Annotated in this window: 11 protein-coding genes; 2 read left to right on the top strand and 9 right to left on the bottom strand. The window is 44.4% G+C overall.

Annotated features, from left to right (window positions below):
- Nucleotides 1–90: 90 nt before the first annotated feature.
- The 5 genes from R7Z77_RS11060 to znuA form a co-directional block, all read right to left on the bottom strand.
- Nucleotides 91–321: a FeoC-like transcriptional regulator gene (locus R7Z77_RS11060; RefSeq protein ID WP_169691303.1), complete on the bottom strand. Its 231-nt coding sequence runs from the start codon at nt 319–321 to the stop codon at nt 91–93.
- Complete coding sequence (gene feoB / locus R7Z77_RS11055) at nt 318–2,594, bottom strand: Fe(2+) transporter permease subunit FeoB (protein ID WP_054578018.1); 2,277 nt, start codon at nt 2,592–2,594, stop codon at nt 318–320. Before feoB ends, R7Z77_RS11060 begins: the two co-directional genes overlap by 4 nt.
- Nucleotides 2,594–2,821: a ferrous iron transport protein A gene (locus tag R7Z77_RS11050; RefSeq protein ID WP_005382190.1), complete on the bottom strand. Its 228-nt coding sequence runs from the start codon at nt 2,819–2,821 to the stop codon at nt 2,594–2,596. The genes feoB and R7Z77_RS11050 overlap by 1 nt, the downstream gene beginning before the upstream one ends.
- 832 nt (nt 2,822–3,653) lie before the next feature.
- Nucleotides 3,654–7,031, bottom strand: coding sequence for an AraC family transcriptional regulator (locus tag R7Z77_RS11045; protein WP_171343124.1), 3,378 nt, complete (start codon nt 7,029–7,031; stop codon nt 3,654–3,656).
- Nucleotides 7,032–7,233: 202 nt separating this feature from the next.
- Entirely contained in the window at nt 7,234–8,121 is an 888-nt protein-coding gene (znuA, locus tag R7Z77_RS11040; RefSeq protein WP_033906913.1) for a zinc ABC transporter substrate-binding protein ZnuA, read from the bottom strand.
- 78 nt (nt 8,122–8,199) lie between these two features.
- On the opposite strand from znuA, the gene znuC reads away from it, so the two are divergent.
- Nucleotides 8,200–8,988, top strand: coding sequence for a zinc ABC transporter ATP-binding protein ZnuC (gene znuC / locus R7Z77_RS11035; protein ID WP_017634809.1), 789 nt, complete (start codon nt 8,200–8,202; stop codon nt 8,986–8,988).
- Nucleotides 8,981–9,766 carry a zinc ABC transporter permease subunit ZnuB gene (znuB, locus tag R7Z77_RS11030; RefSeq protein ID WP_005382183.1) on the top strand — a complete coding sequence of 262 codons (786 nt, stop codon included), beginning with the start codon at nt 8,981–8,983 and terminating at the stop codon, nt 9,764–9,766. Before znuC ends, znuB begins: the two co-directional genes overlap by 8 nt.
- Before the next feature lie 119 nt (nt 9,767–9,885).
- On the opposite strand, the gene sucD is transcribed toward znuB, so the two are convergent.
- The 4 genes from sucD to sucA form a co-directional block, all read right to left on the bottom strand.
- Nucleotides 9,886–10,758 carry a succinate--CoA ligase subunit alpha gene (sucD, locus tag R7Z77_RS11025; protein WP_005382181.1) on the bottom strand — a complete coding sequence of 291 codons (873 nt, stop codon included), beginning with the start codon at nt 10,756–10,758 and terminating at the stop codon, nt 9,886–9,888.
- The gene (sucC, locus tag R7Z77_RS11020) at nt 10,758–11,924 is read right to left on the bottom strand and encodes an ADP-forming succinate--CoA ligase subunit beta (protein ID WP_005382179.1); all 1,167 of its coding nucleotides are present in this window, start codon (nt 11,922–11,924) and stop codon (nt 10,758–10,760) included. Before sucC ends, sucD begins: the two co-directional genes overlap by 1 nt.
- A gap of 213 nt (nt 11,925–12,137) precedes the next feature.
- Nucleotides 12,138–13,346 (bottom strand): 2-oxoglutarate dehydrogenase complex dihydrolipoyllysine-residue succinyltransferase, encoded by a 1,209-nt coding sequence (odhB, locus tag R7Z77_RS11015; RefSeq protein WP_005382177.1) that lies wholly within the window; start codon nt 13,344–13,346, stop codon nt 12,138–12,140.
- Nucleotides 13,347–13,374: 28 nt separating this feature from the next.
- A complete protein-coding gene (gene sucA / locus R7Z77_RS11010; RefSeq protein WP_005382176.1) occupies nt 13,375–16,200 on the bottom strand; it encodes a 2-oxoglutarate dehydrogenase E1 component in 2,826 nt (941 codons plus the stop codon).
- Nucleotides 16,201–16,355 lie beyond the last annotated feature (155 nt).

Genomic DNA, 16,355 nt, shown 5'->3' with positions numbered 1-16,355 from the left:
CAATAACCAGCAAAATAAAAGCCGCATCATTGCTGATGCGGCTTTGTCGTTTTTACGTGATAATTTTTAGGTGACTAATTTTGATAGTCGCTACATGGTGACTGTCAGAGACAAACCATCTTGTTTAGTCACTGAGTAGCGAACACGAGTCACGTCATGAGCTTTATTAGTGTCGACTAGGCGGCTAATTTTGCCCTTCTTAATCCACACGTTTAACATCGCGTCGGCGCCATCTTCACTCATCCCAAACTGTTTAGCCAGATCTGACTGGGAGACGGTTCCTTTGTCTGCAATGAATTGATAAAGCTCTTTTAAAATCATGCTACTTGCGCCTCTAATGCACCGTTTTGTTTCTTACCAACTTGTTTGAACACACGGTATGTGCCAAAGAAGATAGCTACGATCACAGCCATCCAAATACCACTTGTTACTGGGCTATCTGCGAAATGCGTCAATTGGTTGTAGAACGTCGCACATAGGTAAGCCAAGCCCATTGTCCAAACCGCGATAAAGCGTGCGAACTTATGACCAAACTCACGTACGTAAGCACCCATCGCCGCCACACAAGGAGTGTACAGTAGGATAAAGATTAGGTAAGCAAATGCGGCATTGCCAGAAGCAAACTGCGATTTAATGTTACCGAAGATAGAAGCATCGACTTCTTGTTCTTCGGCAACGGCATTTGAGTCAGTTAAGTCACCCACTTCAATGCCTAGTGGATCTGAGTAGCTCAAACCGGCTAGGTTTTCAGGGATACTCATTACTGCCTCTTCTAGGCTGCCCATTAGATCAAATTCTGCGTCTTCACCGTCGCTTGGCGTGGTGTATAGGCTGTTAAGCGTACCAACTACCGCCTCTTTTGCGAAGATACCGGTAATGATACCAACCGTCGCTGGCCAGTTATCTTCTTGAACACCGATTGGCGCGAATACTGGAGTAACAACTTGCGCAGCTTTAGAAAGCACCGAGTTTTCGCTGTCTTCGTTACCAAAACTGCCATCAGTACCCAATGAGTTGAAGAAACTCAGAATAGCAACAACGATAACGATGGTTTTACCTGCACCAAGTACAAAGCGCTTTAGCTTTTGCCAAGTTTTGATCACCACGTTTTGTAGCGTCGGAAGCTCGTAATCTGGCATTTCCATCACTAGGCTGTCGCTGCTACCTGGGTAAAGCGTGTGCTTAAGGAAAAGACCTGTGAAGATCGCTGCCACAATACCAAGTAGGTAAAGTGCGAATACAATGTTCTGGCCAGAACCTGGGAAGAATGCCGCAGCGAATAGCGCGTATACAGGCAGACGAGCACCACATGACATAAATGGTGCCATAGAGGCAGCCAGTTTACGCTCACGTTCTTGGTCTAGAGTACGAGTTGCCATGATTGACGGTACGTTACAGCCAAAACCAAGAACCAACGGTACAAATGCTTTGCCCGGTAGGCCGATCTTCTGCATCACTTTATCTAGTACGAATGCTGCACGAGCCATGTAACCTGAGCTCTCAAGTACCGCTAGGAAGAGGTACAAACACGCGATAACCGGAATGAAGGTTGCAACCGTCTGGATACCACCACCGATACCATCAGCAAGAACCGTCACTAACCACACAGGCAAATGACCGTCTAACAAGTGATGCCCACCATCAACCAATAATGCGCCCACACCAATGTCAAAAAAGTCGATAAATGCACTACCGATGTTAATCGAGAACATAAACATCAGGTACATAACAACAAAGAAGAAAGGAATTCCAATCCACTTGTTCAAAATAAACTGGTCGAGTCTTTCAGTCACACTACGACTTAACTTGCCTTCGCTTCGGCGAACTTTTTTACACTGTTCATGCAGATGCGTGTACTTAGTATCCGCGACATGCAAATCGATATCCAAATCTAACGTCGTAATGACTTCCAAGACTTTGCTTCTATCAATATCAGAAAGACTATTGAGCACCATTGTGTCTTTTTCAAGCGCACGAATCGCTAGTGCACGATGAGCGACGTTTTGGTCGTTAAAAAGTGCGGAAACCGTTTGAATTGCCGACTCCATCTTCTCACCGTAATGCAAAGACAATTCTTTAAGTGGCACTCCTTGAACGATGGATTTATGGAGCTTTTCTTTAAACTCTGCCACTTGAGTTTTATTGGTTGCAGATAAACTGACAACCGGACAACCTAACGTTTTCTCAAGCTCTGCAACGTTAATCATCTGACGTTCACGCTTTAGCGCATCCATCTTGTTGAGGACAACAATCATAGGGCGACCAAGTTCGCGAAGTTGCAGCGTCATGTATAAGCTGCGCTCTAAACTTGTAGCATCCACCACGTTAATAATGAGATCAGCAGGATGAGTTAGAACCGCACGCGATGCGATGGATTCATCAATACTATTACTATCATTACCACTGTCTAATGAGTAAATACCCGGAAGGTCAGTGAGCAAAAACTCATCCCCAGCATGCTTGAATTGTCCCGTTTTCTTTTCAACCGTGACGCCTGCCCAGTTACCAACTTGCTGTTTTGCGCCAGTTAAACCATTAAATAGCGTCGTTTTACCACTATTAGGGTTACCTACGGTTAGCACTTGATATTGCATTACACTCGCTCCACTTCAATTTTCTGAGCAATTGTTTCTCGCAATGCGACAGACACACCACGGACTTCGACTTGTAAAGGATCGCCCATTGGCGCACGTCGAATCACTTTGACTTCTGTATTGGGAAGCAGCCCCATTACCATGAGTTTCTTTCTGATATCTGATGAAAGACCATCTAACAACCGAATCGTCACCGTATCGCCAGGATTAATCTCTGATAACTTCATAGTGGCCCTTAAGAGTATTGCTAATGAGAAATATTATTATTTAATAAGTTTAGGTTGCCAATATTACTCCCCTATACCCCTTCAATCCTTGTGTGAAATCAAAGATTCCGTAAATGTTTTCACGCTTTCAAACGTTAACTTCGTAAATTTCCTCTCGTTATTTACGTCAAAATTAACAATTAAAAATGACACCTAACGAAACAAAAATGTCACAAACCAAGATAGAAAACAAAAAATACAAATTAAAACAATTGGTTAAGTAAAAAACCAAACGTTGTCGCTTTTCTCATATAAACATGGCGTTATTTTTATAAGAAAAATAAGTAACCTCTCGTATAGTTACTCCATCGAGAGGGCAACCTCTCTAATAAATTCCAGAGGTGGCATGGCAACATGTCACTCCGGCAGCAAGCGAAGGTGTCCTTGACACCCGTGGTATAGTCCCCCCGGCTATACCACGATATTTTTTTCACCTCTTTCAAAACTTCTTTACCTTATTCATCTTTTCAACACAGTTTTCGTTTTCACGAATGTCGCACACCATCATTCACCCAAATGAACAACGCTCTTTTGATACAGCAATACAACTGTCATTTATTTGTTGCAACTATCAATAAATCATTCTCTTGAAGCCATTTATGCTTATTGCTATGAACATCGCGACTAACAGATAGAACGTGATCGTGCTTACGTGTTGAGAATGGATTTGTAGGCTAGATGTGATGAAAAAACAATGAAACTCACTGCGTTAGCAACTGCAGCAATAATAGAGCACTGCATGCAGCTCCCCAGCATCTTAACTATTAACTAGGGAGCGTGTAATGAAGGTTTTCTAGTTAATTTCTTGGCTTTCTTGAGTCAAAGCAAACTTGGACGGGGGCAAACCAAAATGTAGCTTAAACTTTTGGCTAAAGTAAGATGGATCATTAAAGCCACAGTTAAAGGCGACTTCACTGATTTTCTCACCCGCCAATAACTGTTCACACGCCGTTTCTAAACGAACCTCTGTGACATAGTCTTTTAACGTTCTTGACGAGGCAGATTTAAAACGTCTCTGCAAAGAGCGTTCAGACATATACAGCATTTTAGCGGCTGACGCAGTGCCAAATTCAGGATCATGGTAATGCTCTGCCACTAATTGATAGACTTTTTGCAACCACTCTTTCTCTGGTGTGACTTGATCTTCTGCAATAGTTACAGGATTGAGTTCTTGCTGCGGTTCATCCAGATAACTACTTTCCTTCGCAGATGGCCATGTAATCTCGACTTTGTTTTGAGCATCAGAAGAGAAGACAGCCAAATAACCACCACTCGTTGTCACTAATTGGGCAAGGTGGTCAATACTCAACTCAGAGTGATTTAAGTTAGATGGAAACCCAGTCGCGACTTTATTAGGTAATTGCGTCCCGTAATCAAGAAAGCTCAATGACACAATATCATGCCCCTCTTCTAGCATAATTCTAACCGTTTGACCTCGGAAAGAGCGCTTGATGATATTGGCAAAAATGCTATTGAAAATAACATCAAGATTAAAGCTTTCCAGAGCAACCCGGCTCTGCTTGCTCTCATCTTCTAGCTCTACCAAAATACCCGCTTTTGCAAAGTCATCTTGCCATACATCAACCACTGACTGAGTTATCTGACTCAAGTTGTAGTTCTGGCTCCCACCACTTACATCACTTGGAACACTTTTGAGTTCATTTAACTGCCAATTCGTTTTAGCCAAATGATCCTCTGTCGCAGTATCCAGAGGCATAGGTAGTTTCGCCACAATAAAGTCGACGCTTGATTTTATGGATAGAGCTACATGGTCTACGAGTAGGTTTCTAACTTGAATCTGTTTACGTAATTGCTGGTTGCTCGTAAGCAACACTCTACTTTGATGTCTTAACTGATTCGTTTTGAGGGTCACTTGAGCTGCTAGATCACGGTTAGCCTGTACAACGTAGCGCGAGCGCCAGAATACGAGTACTGCAACGACCGCAATACTAGCTACGACAAAGCCTAAAATAGCAAATCGCGATAGATACCAAGGATGAAGGACGATAAAGTGAGATTCTAAACCAACGACTCCAGCGGCAACTTGAGACTCATTACTGACCTGCAAGTGATATTCACCGGAACTAAGGTGCTCGAGTGTCAGTTGGCCCCCCTCTAACGTTTGCCATGGGTCATCGTTGTTCAATCGATAGTACAAGTTTTGACTGTCTGGTTTTGGCATCACACCGAATAAAAAACTCAGCGAAGATCCATATGGCAGTGTGAGCCCATTCAGATCGGCACTACCAACTTGCAGAACTTCATTTTCAAGCACAACTTGGCTAACAATAAACTTAGACTCTGGGGGATTAGATACAAGCAGCTTGGATGCTTCTGCTTTTACGAGTCCGTACTTCGACCCCAGAACAAGCTCTCGCTCACCAATTTCTGTCTGCTGTATAACGCTACAAATACCAGGGAGGAACTCATTGTTCATTAAGCCTGATGACGATGAGTAATGTTTCACTAACTCACCCGAAAGGTGGTAATAGCTTAAACCGACAGAGGAAGCTAACCATACACCTTGCCTGTCTCTGATCAAGCAAGCAGGTCTGGCGTTGGGCTCACTCATTTCAACAACACGTTTTTCATCGCTTCGTGTATCAGTTTTAAACACACCATAAGATGAAGCAAACCACTGGCTGCCATCAACCGCCGTGGTCATGTCTAATGATTCACCAAACTTTTCTGAAAAACGGATAAACTGGATGTTGTCATTACTGTATTGGTATACGCCATGATCGGTGCCTATTAATAGGGCATCTTCAGTATCATATAGGCGCGTAACCTTAGCAGGCAAATACTGACTTACTAGCCACTCACTTCCAAAGTTTCGTACGCTTCGTGCAGCAGTATCAACATTGTAAAGATGGTATCCGCTTGATACCCAAAGACGGTCATCACCATCAACGGTCACATGCTCTACGGCATGTCCGGCCATAACCTGTAAATAAGGATATGTAATCTTGTTGAGACCATTTAGCTCAAATATTTCCAGCCCTTTTGAGGTCGCAAGCCAAAGCATACCGTTTTGAAACGCAAATTCATTGATCTGCGACTCCAACTCTAAGACTTGGTTAATCCCACTCTTTCCTGAACGATAAATCTTTCGGTCATCAGCAAACCAAAGCGCACCATCAGGACCTTCAATAGTTTGCCGAATTCGTCCTGATAGGGTGTGTGAGTCATAACTACTAAAGGTCACTCGTTCAAATTTTTTACTAAATAGCGAGTAATAACGAATACCTTGGTTAGTCGCAATCCACATCCCTCCCATATTGTCGCTCAACAACGAATAAATCTTCGTGTTATCTAACTCTAACTCAAGAAAACTTGCAGGCGCGACTTCGGTGACCTCACCTGAAAAAAATGAGTACAAATAAAGACCATGCTCGGTCCCCACCCAATACTCTTGATTTGTCTCTGCGAATGTCAAAACATGTGAGCCGCCAATTCTAATCACTTCTTTATCAGGCTGGTAAATGTTGAAAATTAAAGCGCCACGCAATGTACCTATCAAAATTTCTCTTCGCGTGTGTGAATAATAGACTTTCTCAATGTAGTTTTGACCTGAGGCAGCGACATGGTCAAACTTATCACCTTCAGAAAGATAGAAGCCGGAAGTCGTTGCTAGTGCCCACTTCGTTTCAACTAGCACCGCATCATTAATGTAAACGTAGCTATTATTACTATGTTGATAGAGCTGCAATAGAGAGAAAGAGTTTAATTCGCTAGTGTCGATATTGTAGGTATAGAAATGCGCGCCATCACTCACCCAAATATAGTTCTTTGAAGACCCTATTTTTCTTATTTGTGAGCCTGGATTTAAACTAAAGACTAAACGTCGTTCCTGATTTGGATAGGTTCGATAGACCTCATTTTCAATAAAGGTCCAAAAAGCACCTTTATGATAAGCCAACTGCTTAGCCGACGTTTGTAGGAAGCTACCTGATTTAGGTAATATAGTTTGACCATCGTAAAACAGGACTCGTCCGTGTACGTCATGAATCCACAAACCGCCCTTTTCACCCAAGAACAACTTTTTAGCCGCGATAAAAGTACCCTTTGCCTGAGTTGGCAAAGGGTAAAAGATTGCATTTGCATTATGAAGCGCAAATGCTTGGTAGGATAAGACAAAGCCCAACAGAGCAAGGGCTAATTGGCGTAGCAAGACGAAAACCTTTTGTATCAATTTGTGCTCGGAAAGTGACCGTTCATCGTTTGTAAAGCATGGATTGATACGGTTATTTTGAGCTGATAATTATTGGTAATGATATCTCAATTACTTTCTGAGAAAAGGCTCGCCTTACCAAAGGTTGTAATTCTTACTACTGGATCACGTTAAAAAGACTACTCCTACATTACGACAGCACTTAATCTGACTTTTTGTTCAAGCATTGCTCAAAACTATTCGCCATATTGTTGAGAAAAGTAAAGTAACTGCCAGGTTTTGCTTCAATTGTACTCCCTAACGGGTCAAGCTCGCCTTTAGCGACGTCACTGCCTCTCATTACGCTCTGAACGACAGCCGGGGTAAACTGAGGTTCAGAAAATACACAAGCCACATCTCCACCACTTAGCTTTTGACGAATTTGAATTAAGGTCTTCGCTCCTGGCTTTCGTTCTGGGCTCACAGTAAAATGCCCCATTTGATTTAGTTCATAACGATCTTCGAAATAACCGTAAGCATCATGGAATACAAAGTAACCTTTGTTTTTTACTGGTGCCAGCTTCTGCTTTATCTGTTGGTCAGTGTCTTTTAGCTCGAGTTCAAACTTTTTGAGGTTCGCTTGATATTGAGCTGCATTTTCCGGATCAAGTGATACAAGTTGATTCACAACAGCCTTGGCCACTTGTTGTGCTTGGCTTACACCTAGCCAAAAGTGCGGATCATGTGAGCCATGATCGTGCCCATCATGGTCATGGTTGTGCTCACTATCAAATTCACGCAATTCTAGATTTGGAATTTGACTAATAGTCAAAGTATTCGATCTATCCGAAACAACTTTCTCTAGAAACGGTTCAAGATCATGTCCGTACCAAATAACCAAATCAGCCGAAGCGACCTTTTTAACATCCGATGGACGCAAAGCATAGTCATGGGGTGATGTGTTAGACTGCAATAGCACGTCTGGTGAAGTTACTCCTTGAGTAAGCTCTGTTACTAACAACTGAATAGGTTTGATACTCGTCAGTACCGTTACTGCCTGTGCTGGAAGTGTTAACATTGCTGAGGCAGCAAGAATTAATGCTCTTTTCATAGTTTTACTTGGGATATGGCGTGGAAAGTGAGATAATGTTACATTATAACATTATTGATTTGCAAATGAGTTTCATTCATGTCTTCCTTAGTCCATCTTGAGCAGTTATGCGTCGAGTTCGATGGCCGCAGAGTTCTCGATAACATTAGTATGGAATTAGAAAAGGGCAAAATAACTACCCTAATTGGTCCCAATGGAGCGGGAAAATCAACGTTAGTCAAAGTTATCTTAGGTCTTCAAAAGCCAACAAGCGGCAAGTTGAACCGACAAAGAAAACTGAAAATTGGTTACGTTCCTCAAAAGTTGAAGCTCAATGACTCCCTTCCATTGAATGTAACCCGCTTCCTAAATTTAGCAGGAAAATACAGTAAGCAGGAGTGCATTGATGCATTAAGGCTTGTTGGCGCTGAACATTTACTTAATAGTAATATGCATCGCTTATCCGGTGGTGAAAACCAACGAGTGTTACTGGCGCGCGCTCTGCTTCAGCGTCCTCAGCTGTTGGTATTAGACGAACCAGCTCAGGGTGTGGATATCCAAGGTCAAATCGATCTCTATGACTTAATTGAGAGCATTCGTCACCGCTTTGATTGTGGCGTATTTATGGTGTCGCATGACTTACATTTAGTGATGGCGAAAACGGACGATGTTATTTGTCTGCATCACCATGTTTGCTGCTCAGGTTCACCTGCCACTATTACTCAGCACCCTTCTTACATCGCACTATTTGGCAATGCTGCGAGAGAGTCTCTCGCGTTTTATCATCACGACCATGAGCATCATCATCACGATTTATCCGGAACGCCAGTAAGCGGTGATGCGATATCATGCTCCCACCATAAACACGGACATCACCATCATGATTGAGTTTCTCCTACCTTCTATTCTTGCTGGTATTGGTATCGCGATCATTGCCGGTCCGCTTGGGTCATTTGTCGTTTGGCGTAAAATGGCTTACTTCGGAGATACCCTAGCTCATGCATCATTAATGGGCCTAGCGCTGGGTTTTTTGCTCAATGTAAATCTCTACCTTGCCCTACTCGTCTGCTGTTTAGCTCTGGCCGTTTTGCTTGTCACTCTGCAAAAGCAACAACTTGTGGCTACAGACACGTTGTTAGGTATCTTGGCACACAGTGCACTCTCTATCGGTTTAGTATCGGTTAGCTTTTTGGAAAACGTGCGCGTCGATTTAATGAGCTACCTATTTGGGGACTTACTTGCCGTCTCTCCACAAGATCTGATGTTTATTTACGCAGGTGTTGTTGCGGTAAGTGCGTGTTTGTACGTCTTCTGGCGCCCACTGCTTTCTAGTACTGTTAGTGAAGAACTTGCCGCTGTTGAGGGCGTGAATACAGACTTAGTTAGATTGGTGTTAATGCTAATGGTGGGTGTAGTAATCGCAGTAGGTATGAAGTTCGTTGGCGCGTTGATCATGACTTCGCTCCTAATTATCCCAGCAGCAACAGCACGTAAAGTCTCTTCATCACCAGAGCAAATGGCATTGTTCGCATCCATTATTGGCTCAGTGGCAGTACTGATGGGGCTTAGCCTATCATGGCACTTCGATACACCGGCCGGCCCTTCCGTAGTGATCAGCGCAACATCCTTATTTATGCTGAGCCAGCTGATTAAAAGCAAAGCATAATCGCATTGAGCATTAAACGCGAAAGACCTTGCTAACAACAAACATAAATCCACGGAAACGGAAAAAGAAAAGCCTGCGAAATCGCAGGCTTTTTAATACTTATTAAGTAGTGTGGTCGATTACCAACCCGTCACTTCACGTAGACCTTGGCCAATCTCTGCTAGAGATTTCACAGTTTTAACGCCAGCCGCTTCTAGTGCAGCAAATTTGTCTTCAGCAGTACCTTTACCACCAGAGATAATCGCACCAGCATGGCCCATACGCTTACCAGGAGGCGCAGTTACACCAGCAATGTAAGAAACCACTGGCTTCGTTACATTTTCTTTAATGTATGCTGCTGCTTCTTCTTCTGCAGTACCACCGATCTCACCGATCATAACGATCGCTTCTGTCTCAGGGTCTTCTTGGAACAGTTTTAGGATATCAATGAAGTTTGAACCCGGGATTGGGTCACCACCGATACCAACACAAGTAGACTGGCCGAAACCTTCGTCAGTGGTTTGTTTAACTGCTTCGTAAGTTAGAGTACCGCTACGAGATACAATACCTACTTTGCCTTTCTTGTGGATGTGACCAGGCATGATACCGATCTTACACTCATCAGGAGTGATAACGCCCGGACAGTTAGGACCAATCATGCGAACGCCAGTTTCTTCTAGCTTCACTTTTACGTCGATCATATCTGTAGTAGGGATACCTTCAGTAATCGTTACGATTAGCTCGATACCCGCGTCAATCGCTTCTAGGATTGCATCTTTACAGAAAGGTGCTGGTACGTAGATGACTGTCGCTGTTGCGCCAGTCGCTTCTACTGCTTCACGAACTGTGTTGAATACAGGAAGACCTAGGTGAGTTTGGCCACCTTTACCTGGAGACACACCGCCAACCATTTGCGTACCGTATGCGATAGCTTGCTCTGAGTGGAAAGTACCTTGACCACCAGTGAACCCCTGACAGATTACTTTAGTGTCTTTGTTAATTAATACAGACATTATTTAGCCTCCGCAGCAGCAACAACTTTCTGAGCAGCATCAGTTAGCGACTCAGCAGCAATGATATCAACATCAGAATTAGCAAGAACTTCGCGACCTAGGTCAGCGTTAGTGCCTTCAAGACGAACAACAACAGGTACGCTTACGCCTACCTCTTTAACCGCGCCGATAATACCTTCTGCGATCATGTCACAACGTACAATACCACCGAAGATGTTAACAAGTACCGCTTTCACATTGTCATCAGATAGGATGATCTTGAATGCTTCAGCAACACGCTCTTTCGTCGCGCCGCCACCTACATCTAAGAAGTTAGCTGGTTTGCCGCCGTGTAGGTTTACGATATCCATCGTACCCATTGCTAGGCCTGCACCGTTAACCATACAGCCAACGTTACCGTCTAGTGCTACGTAGTTCAGCTCCCACTGAGCTGCGTGTGCTTCACGCTCATCTTCTTGTGAAGGATCGTGCATTTCACGAAGCTTAGGCTGACGATACAGTGCGTTTGAGTCGATGTTGATCTTACCGTCAAGACATAGCAAGTTGCCTTCACCAGTAATCACAAGTGGGTTGATCTCTAGCAGAGCAAGATCGTACTGAGAAAACATAGTGCCAAGACCCATAAAGATCTTAACGAATTGTTTGATTTGGTCGCCTTCAAGACCAAGTTTGAACGCTAGCTCACGACCTTGGTAAGCTTGTGGACCTACTAGTGGGTCAATTGCTGCTTTGTGGATGAGTTCCGGCGTTTCTTCCGCAACTTTTTCAATTTCCACACCACCTTCGGTAGAAGCCATGAAAACGATCTTACGGCTAGCACGGTCAACTACCGCACCTAGGTATAGTTCGTTCGCAATATTTGAAGCTTCTTCAACAAGGATTTTTGTTACTGGCTGACCGTTAGCGTCAGTTTGGTAAGTCACTAGGTTTTTACCTAACCACTTCTGTGCAAACTCTTTAACGCCTTCTTTTGTATCGTGTAGCTCTACGCCACCCGCTTTACCACGGCCACCAGCGTGAACCTGACATTTAACTACTTTCTTGGCTGTACTAATACGGCCTGCGGCTTCAAAAGCTTCTTGTGGTGTATCACACGCGTAGCCTTCTGGCACAGGCAAACCGAATTCTGCAAACAGCTGTTTGGCTTGGTATTCATGCAAATTCATTTCGATATTCCGTTTGTTTTTCCCTTAAGGGATTTATTATTTCCATAACGCTGCAGTCTTGGCTGCTTGTACGTCTGTAGGGTCTTCTCAAATCAATCCTTCATCATGAGTTCTCATACTGAAGGATTCAAATGAAGGCCAAACGTTGAGCTAGTCTAGCCATTGAAATTTTTAACGTCTAGCTACCTACGATAACTAGACGTTTTAGCGATATTAAACGTCTAATAGGAGACGTGCTGGGTCCTCTAGTAACTCTTTAATCGTTACTAGGAAGCCAACTGATTCACGACCATCAATTAGGCGGTGATCGTAAGATAACGCTAGGTACATCATCGGCAAGATTTCAACTTTGCCATCCACTGCCATCGGACGCTCTTGGATCTTATGCATACCAAGAATCGCTGATTGAGGTGGGTTGATGATTGGTGTAGACATTAGTGAACCGAACACACCACCGTTTGTGATAGTGAAGTTACCGCCCATTAGCTCGTCTACCGTTAGCTTGCCATCACGACCTTTAATAGCCAGCTCTTTGATGCCTTTTTCAACATCAGCGAAACCAAGCTTGTCACAGTCTTTTAGGACAGGTGTAACTAGACCACGTGGAGTTGATACCGCCATGCTAATGTCGAAGTAGTTGTGGTAAACAATGTCATCGCCATCAATCGAAGCATTTACTTCTGGGTAACGCTTAAGCGCTTCTGTTACTGCTTTCACGTAGAAAGACATGAAGCCCAAACGAATACCGTGACGCTCTTCGAACTGATCTTTGTACTGCTTACGAAGGTCCATGATTGGTTTCATGTTCACTTCGTTAAACGTCGTTAGCATTGCCGTGTTGTTCTTCGCTTCTAGCAGACGGTTAGCGACTGTCTTACGAAGGCGAGTCATTGGAACACGCTTCTGACTGCGAGCCGCTGCCGGCACGTCAACCACTGCTGGCGAGTCTTCTTTTGACGCAGATTTAGCGTTCGCAAGATGCGCTTCAATATCTTCACGCGTAATACGACCACCAACACCAGTGCCTTTCACTTGGCTTGCTTCTAAGCCATGTTCAGCCAACAAACGGCGCACTGCTGGGCTTAATGCGTCATTACTTTCTTCGCTAAGCGCAGCTTTGTGACGCTTATCAGGAGATGCTTCAGTACCTTCTGTTTTGTCTGCAGTTGGTTCACCTGCAACTGCGCCTGGCTTCAATTTAGCAATGATTTGTTTAGAAAGTACTGTCGCACCTTCTGCTTCAACAATAGCTTCTAAAACGCCAGCTTCCGGAGCTGGAACTTCTAGCACAACTTTGTCTGTTTCGATGTCAACCAAAACCTCGTCACGCTCTACTGCGTCGCCTGGTTGTTTGTGCCATGTCGCTACGGTTGCGTCAGCAACTGATTCAGGTAAATCTGGAACCAGAATTTCAATTGTCATATCTGTTTCTTCCTTTAACTTCTAATTCTTAATTCGAAGTTTTTGAGTTCACGTTCAGAGCGTCTTCAACCAACGCTTTTTGTTGTTTCAAGTGCACCGACATGTAGCCAACTGCTGGCGAAGCAGAAGCTGGGCGACCTGCGTATTTAAGATTTGCACCTGCAGGAATAGCGGCACGGAAGTTATGTTGGCTACAGTACCAAGCACCTTGGTTCTGAGGTTCTTCCTGACACCACACGAAGTCTTCAACGTTAGTGTATTGAGCAATTGCTGCTTGTACTTCTTCCATTGGGAATGGGTAAAGCTGTTCAATACGCACGATAGCAACATCGTCTTGCTCGTTGTTACGGCGCTGCTCTAGTAGGTCAAAGTAAACCTTACCAGCACAGAACACGACACGTTTCACTTTGCTTGGTTCTAAATCATCTACTTCTGGAATTGCAGATTGGAATGTACCATCCGCCAAGTCTTCAATCGTTGAAGTACATAGAGGGTGGCGCAGCAAAGATTTCGGCGACATAACAATGAGAGGTCGACGCATTGGGCGTACAACCTGACGACGAATCATGTGGTACACCTGAGCCGGTGTTGAAGGAACCACAACCTGCATATTTTGCTCAGCACAAAGCTGAAGGTAACGCTCTAAACGTGCAGATGAGTGCTCAGGGCCTTGACCTTCATAACCATGAGGTAGAAGCATAGTAAGACCGCACAAACGCGCCCACTTTTGCTCGCCTGACGAGATAAACTGGTCGATAACAACTTGTGCACCGTTGGCAAAATCACCAAACTGTGCTTCCCAGATAGTTAAACCACCTGGTTCGGCTGTTGCGTAACCGTATTCAAACGCCAACACAGCTTCTTCTGACAATACTGAGTCAAAGACTTGGAATGGCCCTTGGTTGTCATGAATATTCGCTAATGGAATGTAAGTGCTTGCATCGGTTTGGTTATGAAGAACCGAGTGACGGTGGAAGAAAGTACCACGACCCGAGTCCTGACCAGAAAGACGAATACGCTTGCCATCGTCAACCAATGTAGCATACGCCAATGTTTCAGCCATACCCCAGTCAATGGCTTTTTCACCGGTCATCATTGCTAGACGATCGTTGTATAGCTTATTAACACGGCTTTGCAGTTTATGGCTTTCTGGGTACTGACACAGACGATTGCCTAGCTCAATAAGGCGTGTCTTGTCGTATTTTGAATCCCACTCCATATCCCATTCGTGCCCTAAGTAAGGGGACCAGTCTACAGAGTGCAACGCCATTGGACGCCATTCTTTAACAACCACTTCACCGCGATCTAATGCATCGCGATACTCATTGACTAACTGAGTCGCTGTCTCGATATCTGATTCATTTTTATCGATCAGAACATCTGCATACAATTTGCGTGGTGTAGGATGCTTTTTGATTTTCTGGTACATCAAAGGCTGAGTCGCATTTGGCTCATCCGCCTCATTGTGGCCGTGGCGACGGTAACATACAAGATCGATCACGACATCGCGCTTGAACTCGTTACGGTAATCCAATGCAATGCGAGTAACAAAAGCAACTGCTTCTGGGTCATCTGCATTTACATGGAAAATTGGCGCCTGCACCATCTTCGCGATATCGGTACAGTACATCGTAGAACGCGTGTCACGAGGATTAGACGTCGTAAAGCCTACTTGGTTGTTGATGACGATACGTACCGTACCACCAACTTGGAACCCACGAGCAAGAGACATGTTGAACGTTTCGGCAACCACACCCTGACCAGCGATTGCAGAATCACCGTGGATGGTGATAGGAAGCACTTTGCTACCTTGATTATCACCCAAGCGATCTTGACGTGCTCGAACTGAGCCCATGACTACTGGGTTTACGATTTCTAGGTGCGACGGGTTAAATGCAAGTGCTAAGTGAACATCACCGCCAGGAGTCGCAAAATCAGCAGAGAAACCTTGGTGATATTTCACATCACCCGTACCCCAAGTTTCGTCGTGTTTACCGGCGAACTCATCAAACAGGTCTTGAGGTTTCTTACCAAGTACGTTCACCAGCATGTTCAAACGACCGCGGTGAGCCATACCGATAACCACTTCACGCATTCCACTTGTACCCGCATGACGGATCAACTCTTTCGTCATCGGAATCAGCGCATCACCACCTTCTAAAGAGAAACGTTTTGCACCTGGGAATTTCGCCCCGAGGTAACGCTCCAAACCTTCAGCGGCTGTTAGCTCTTCTAGGAATGTGCGCTTCTCATCTTTGTTGAATGATGGCTGGCCTACGACAGACTCAAGGCGTTGCTGAATCCAACGCTTTTGCTCTGTGTCAGTCATGTGCATGTATTCAGCACCGATGGAACCGCAATAAGTTTTGTTGAGGGCTTCATAGATATCTTTCAACTTCATGGTTTCTTGCCCAACAGCAAAAGAACCTACGTTGAAAGTTTCTTCGAAGTCATCTTCGGTAAGATTATGAAAAGCAGGGTCTAACTCCGCCACTGTTGGGCGTTGCCATAGACCTAGTGGGTCTAATTCTGCAGCTTCATGCCCGCGGAAACGGTATGCGTTGATTAGCTGTAGAACTTTTACTTGTTTTGCATCGACATCTGGGTCACTAACTTGGACATTGTAATGCTTTGTTTCTCTAGCGAGTCGTCGGAAGTAGTCACGGACACGTGAATGTGGTTGTTCTGCCACTTCTTCTGATGGCTTAGGCAAGCCTTCAAAAACACGTTTCCACTCCTCACTTACCAGATCGGGATCACTTAGATACAGTTCGTAGAGGTCCTCTACATACGTTGCATTGGCGCCAGCCAAGTGTGAAGACTCGAGCCATGCCTTCATCACGCCGTTGTGCATATTTTCCCTTAACCAGTAGTTTTCACGTTTGCTTCGGTCTTTGCCGAGCTATAAGAGCCGACTAAAAATACGGTCGGCAATTTTTGTATTCTTTACTCGAATATTACTGAAGCAGTGAAGCGGTCATATCGGGTGATCCGCAACACTGCGACATT

It is taken from the genome of Vibrio sp. 1401 (assembly GCF_033340295.1).
Note: the sequence above shows the minus strand (reverse complement) of the source record. Positions and strands in the feature narration are given on the sequence as shown.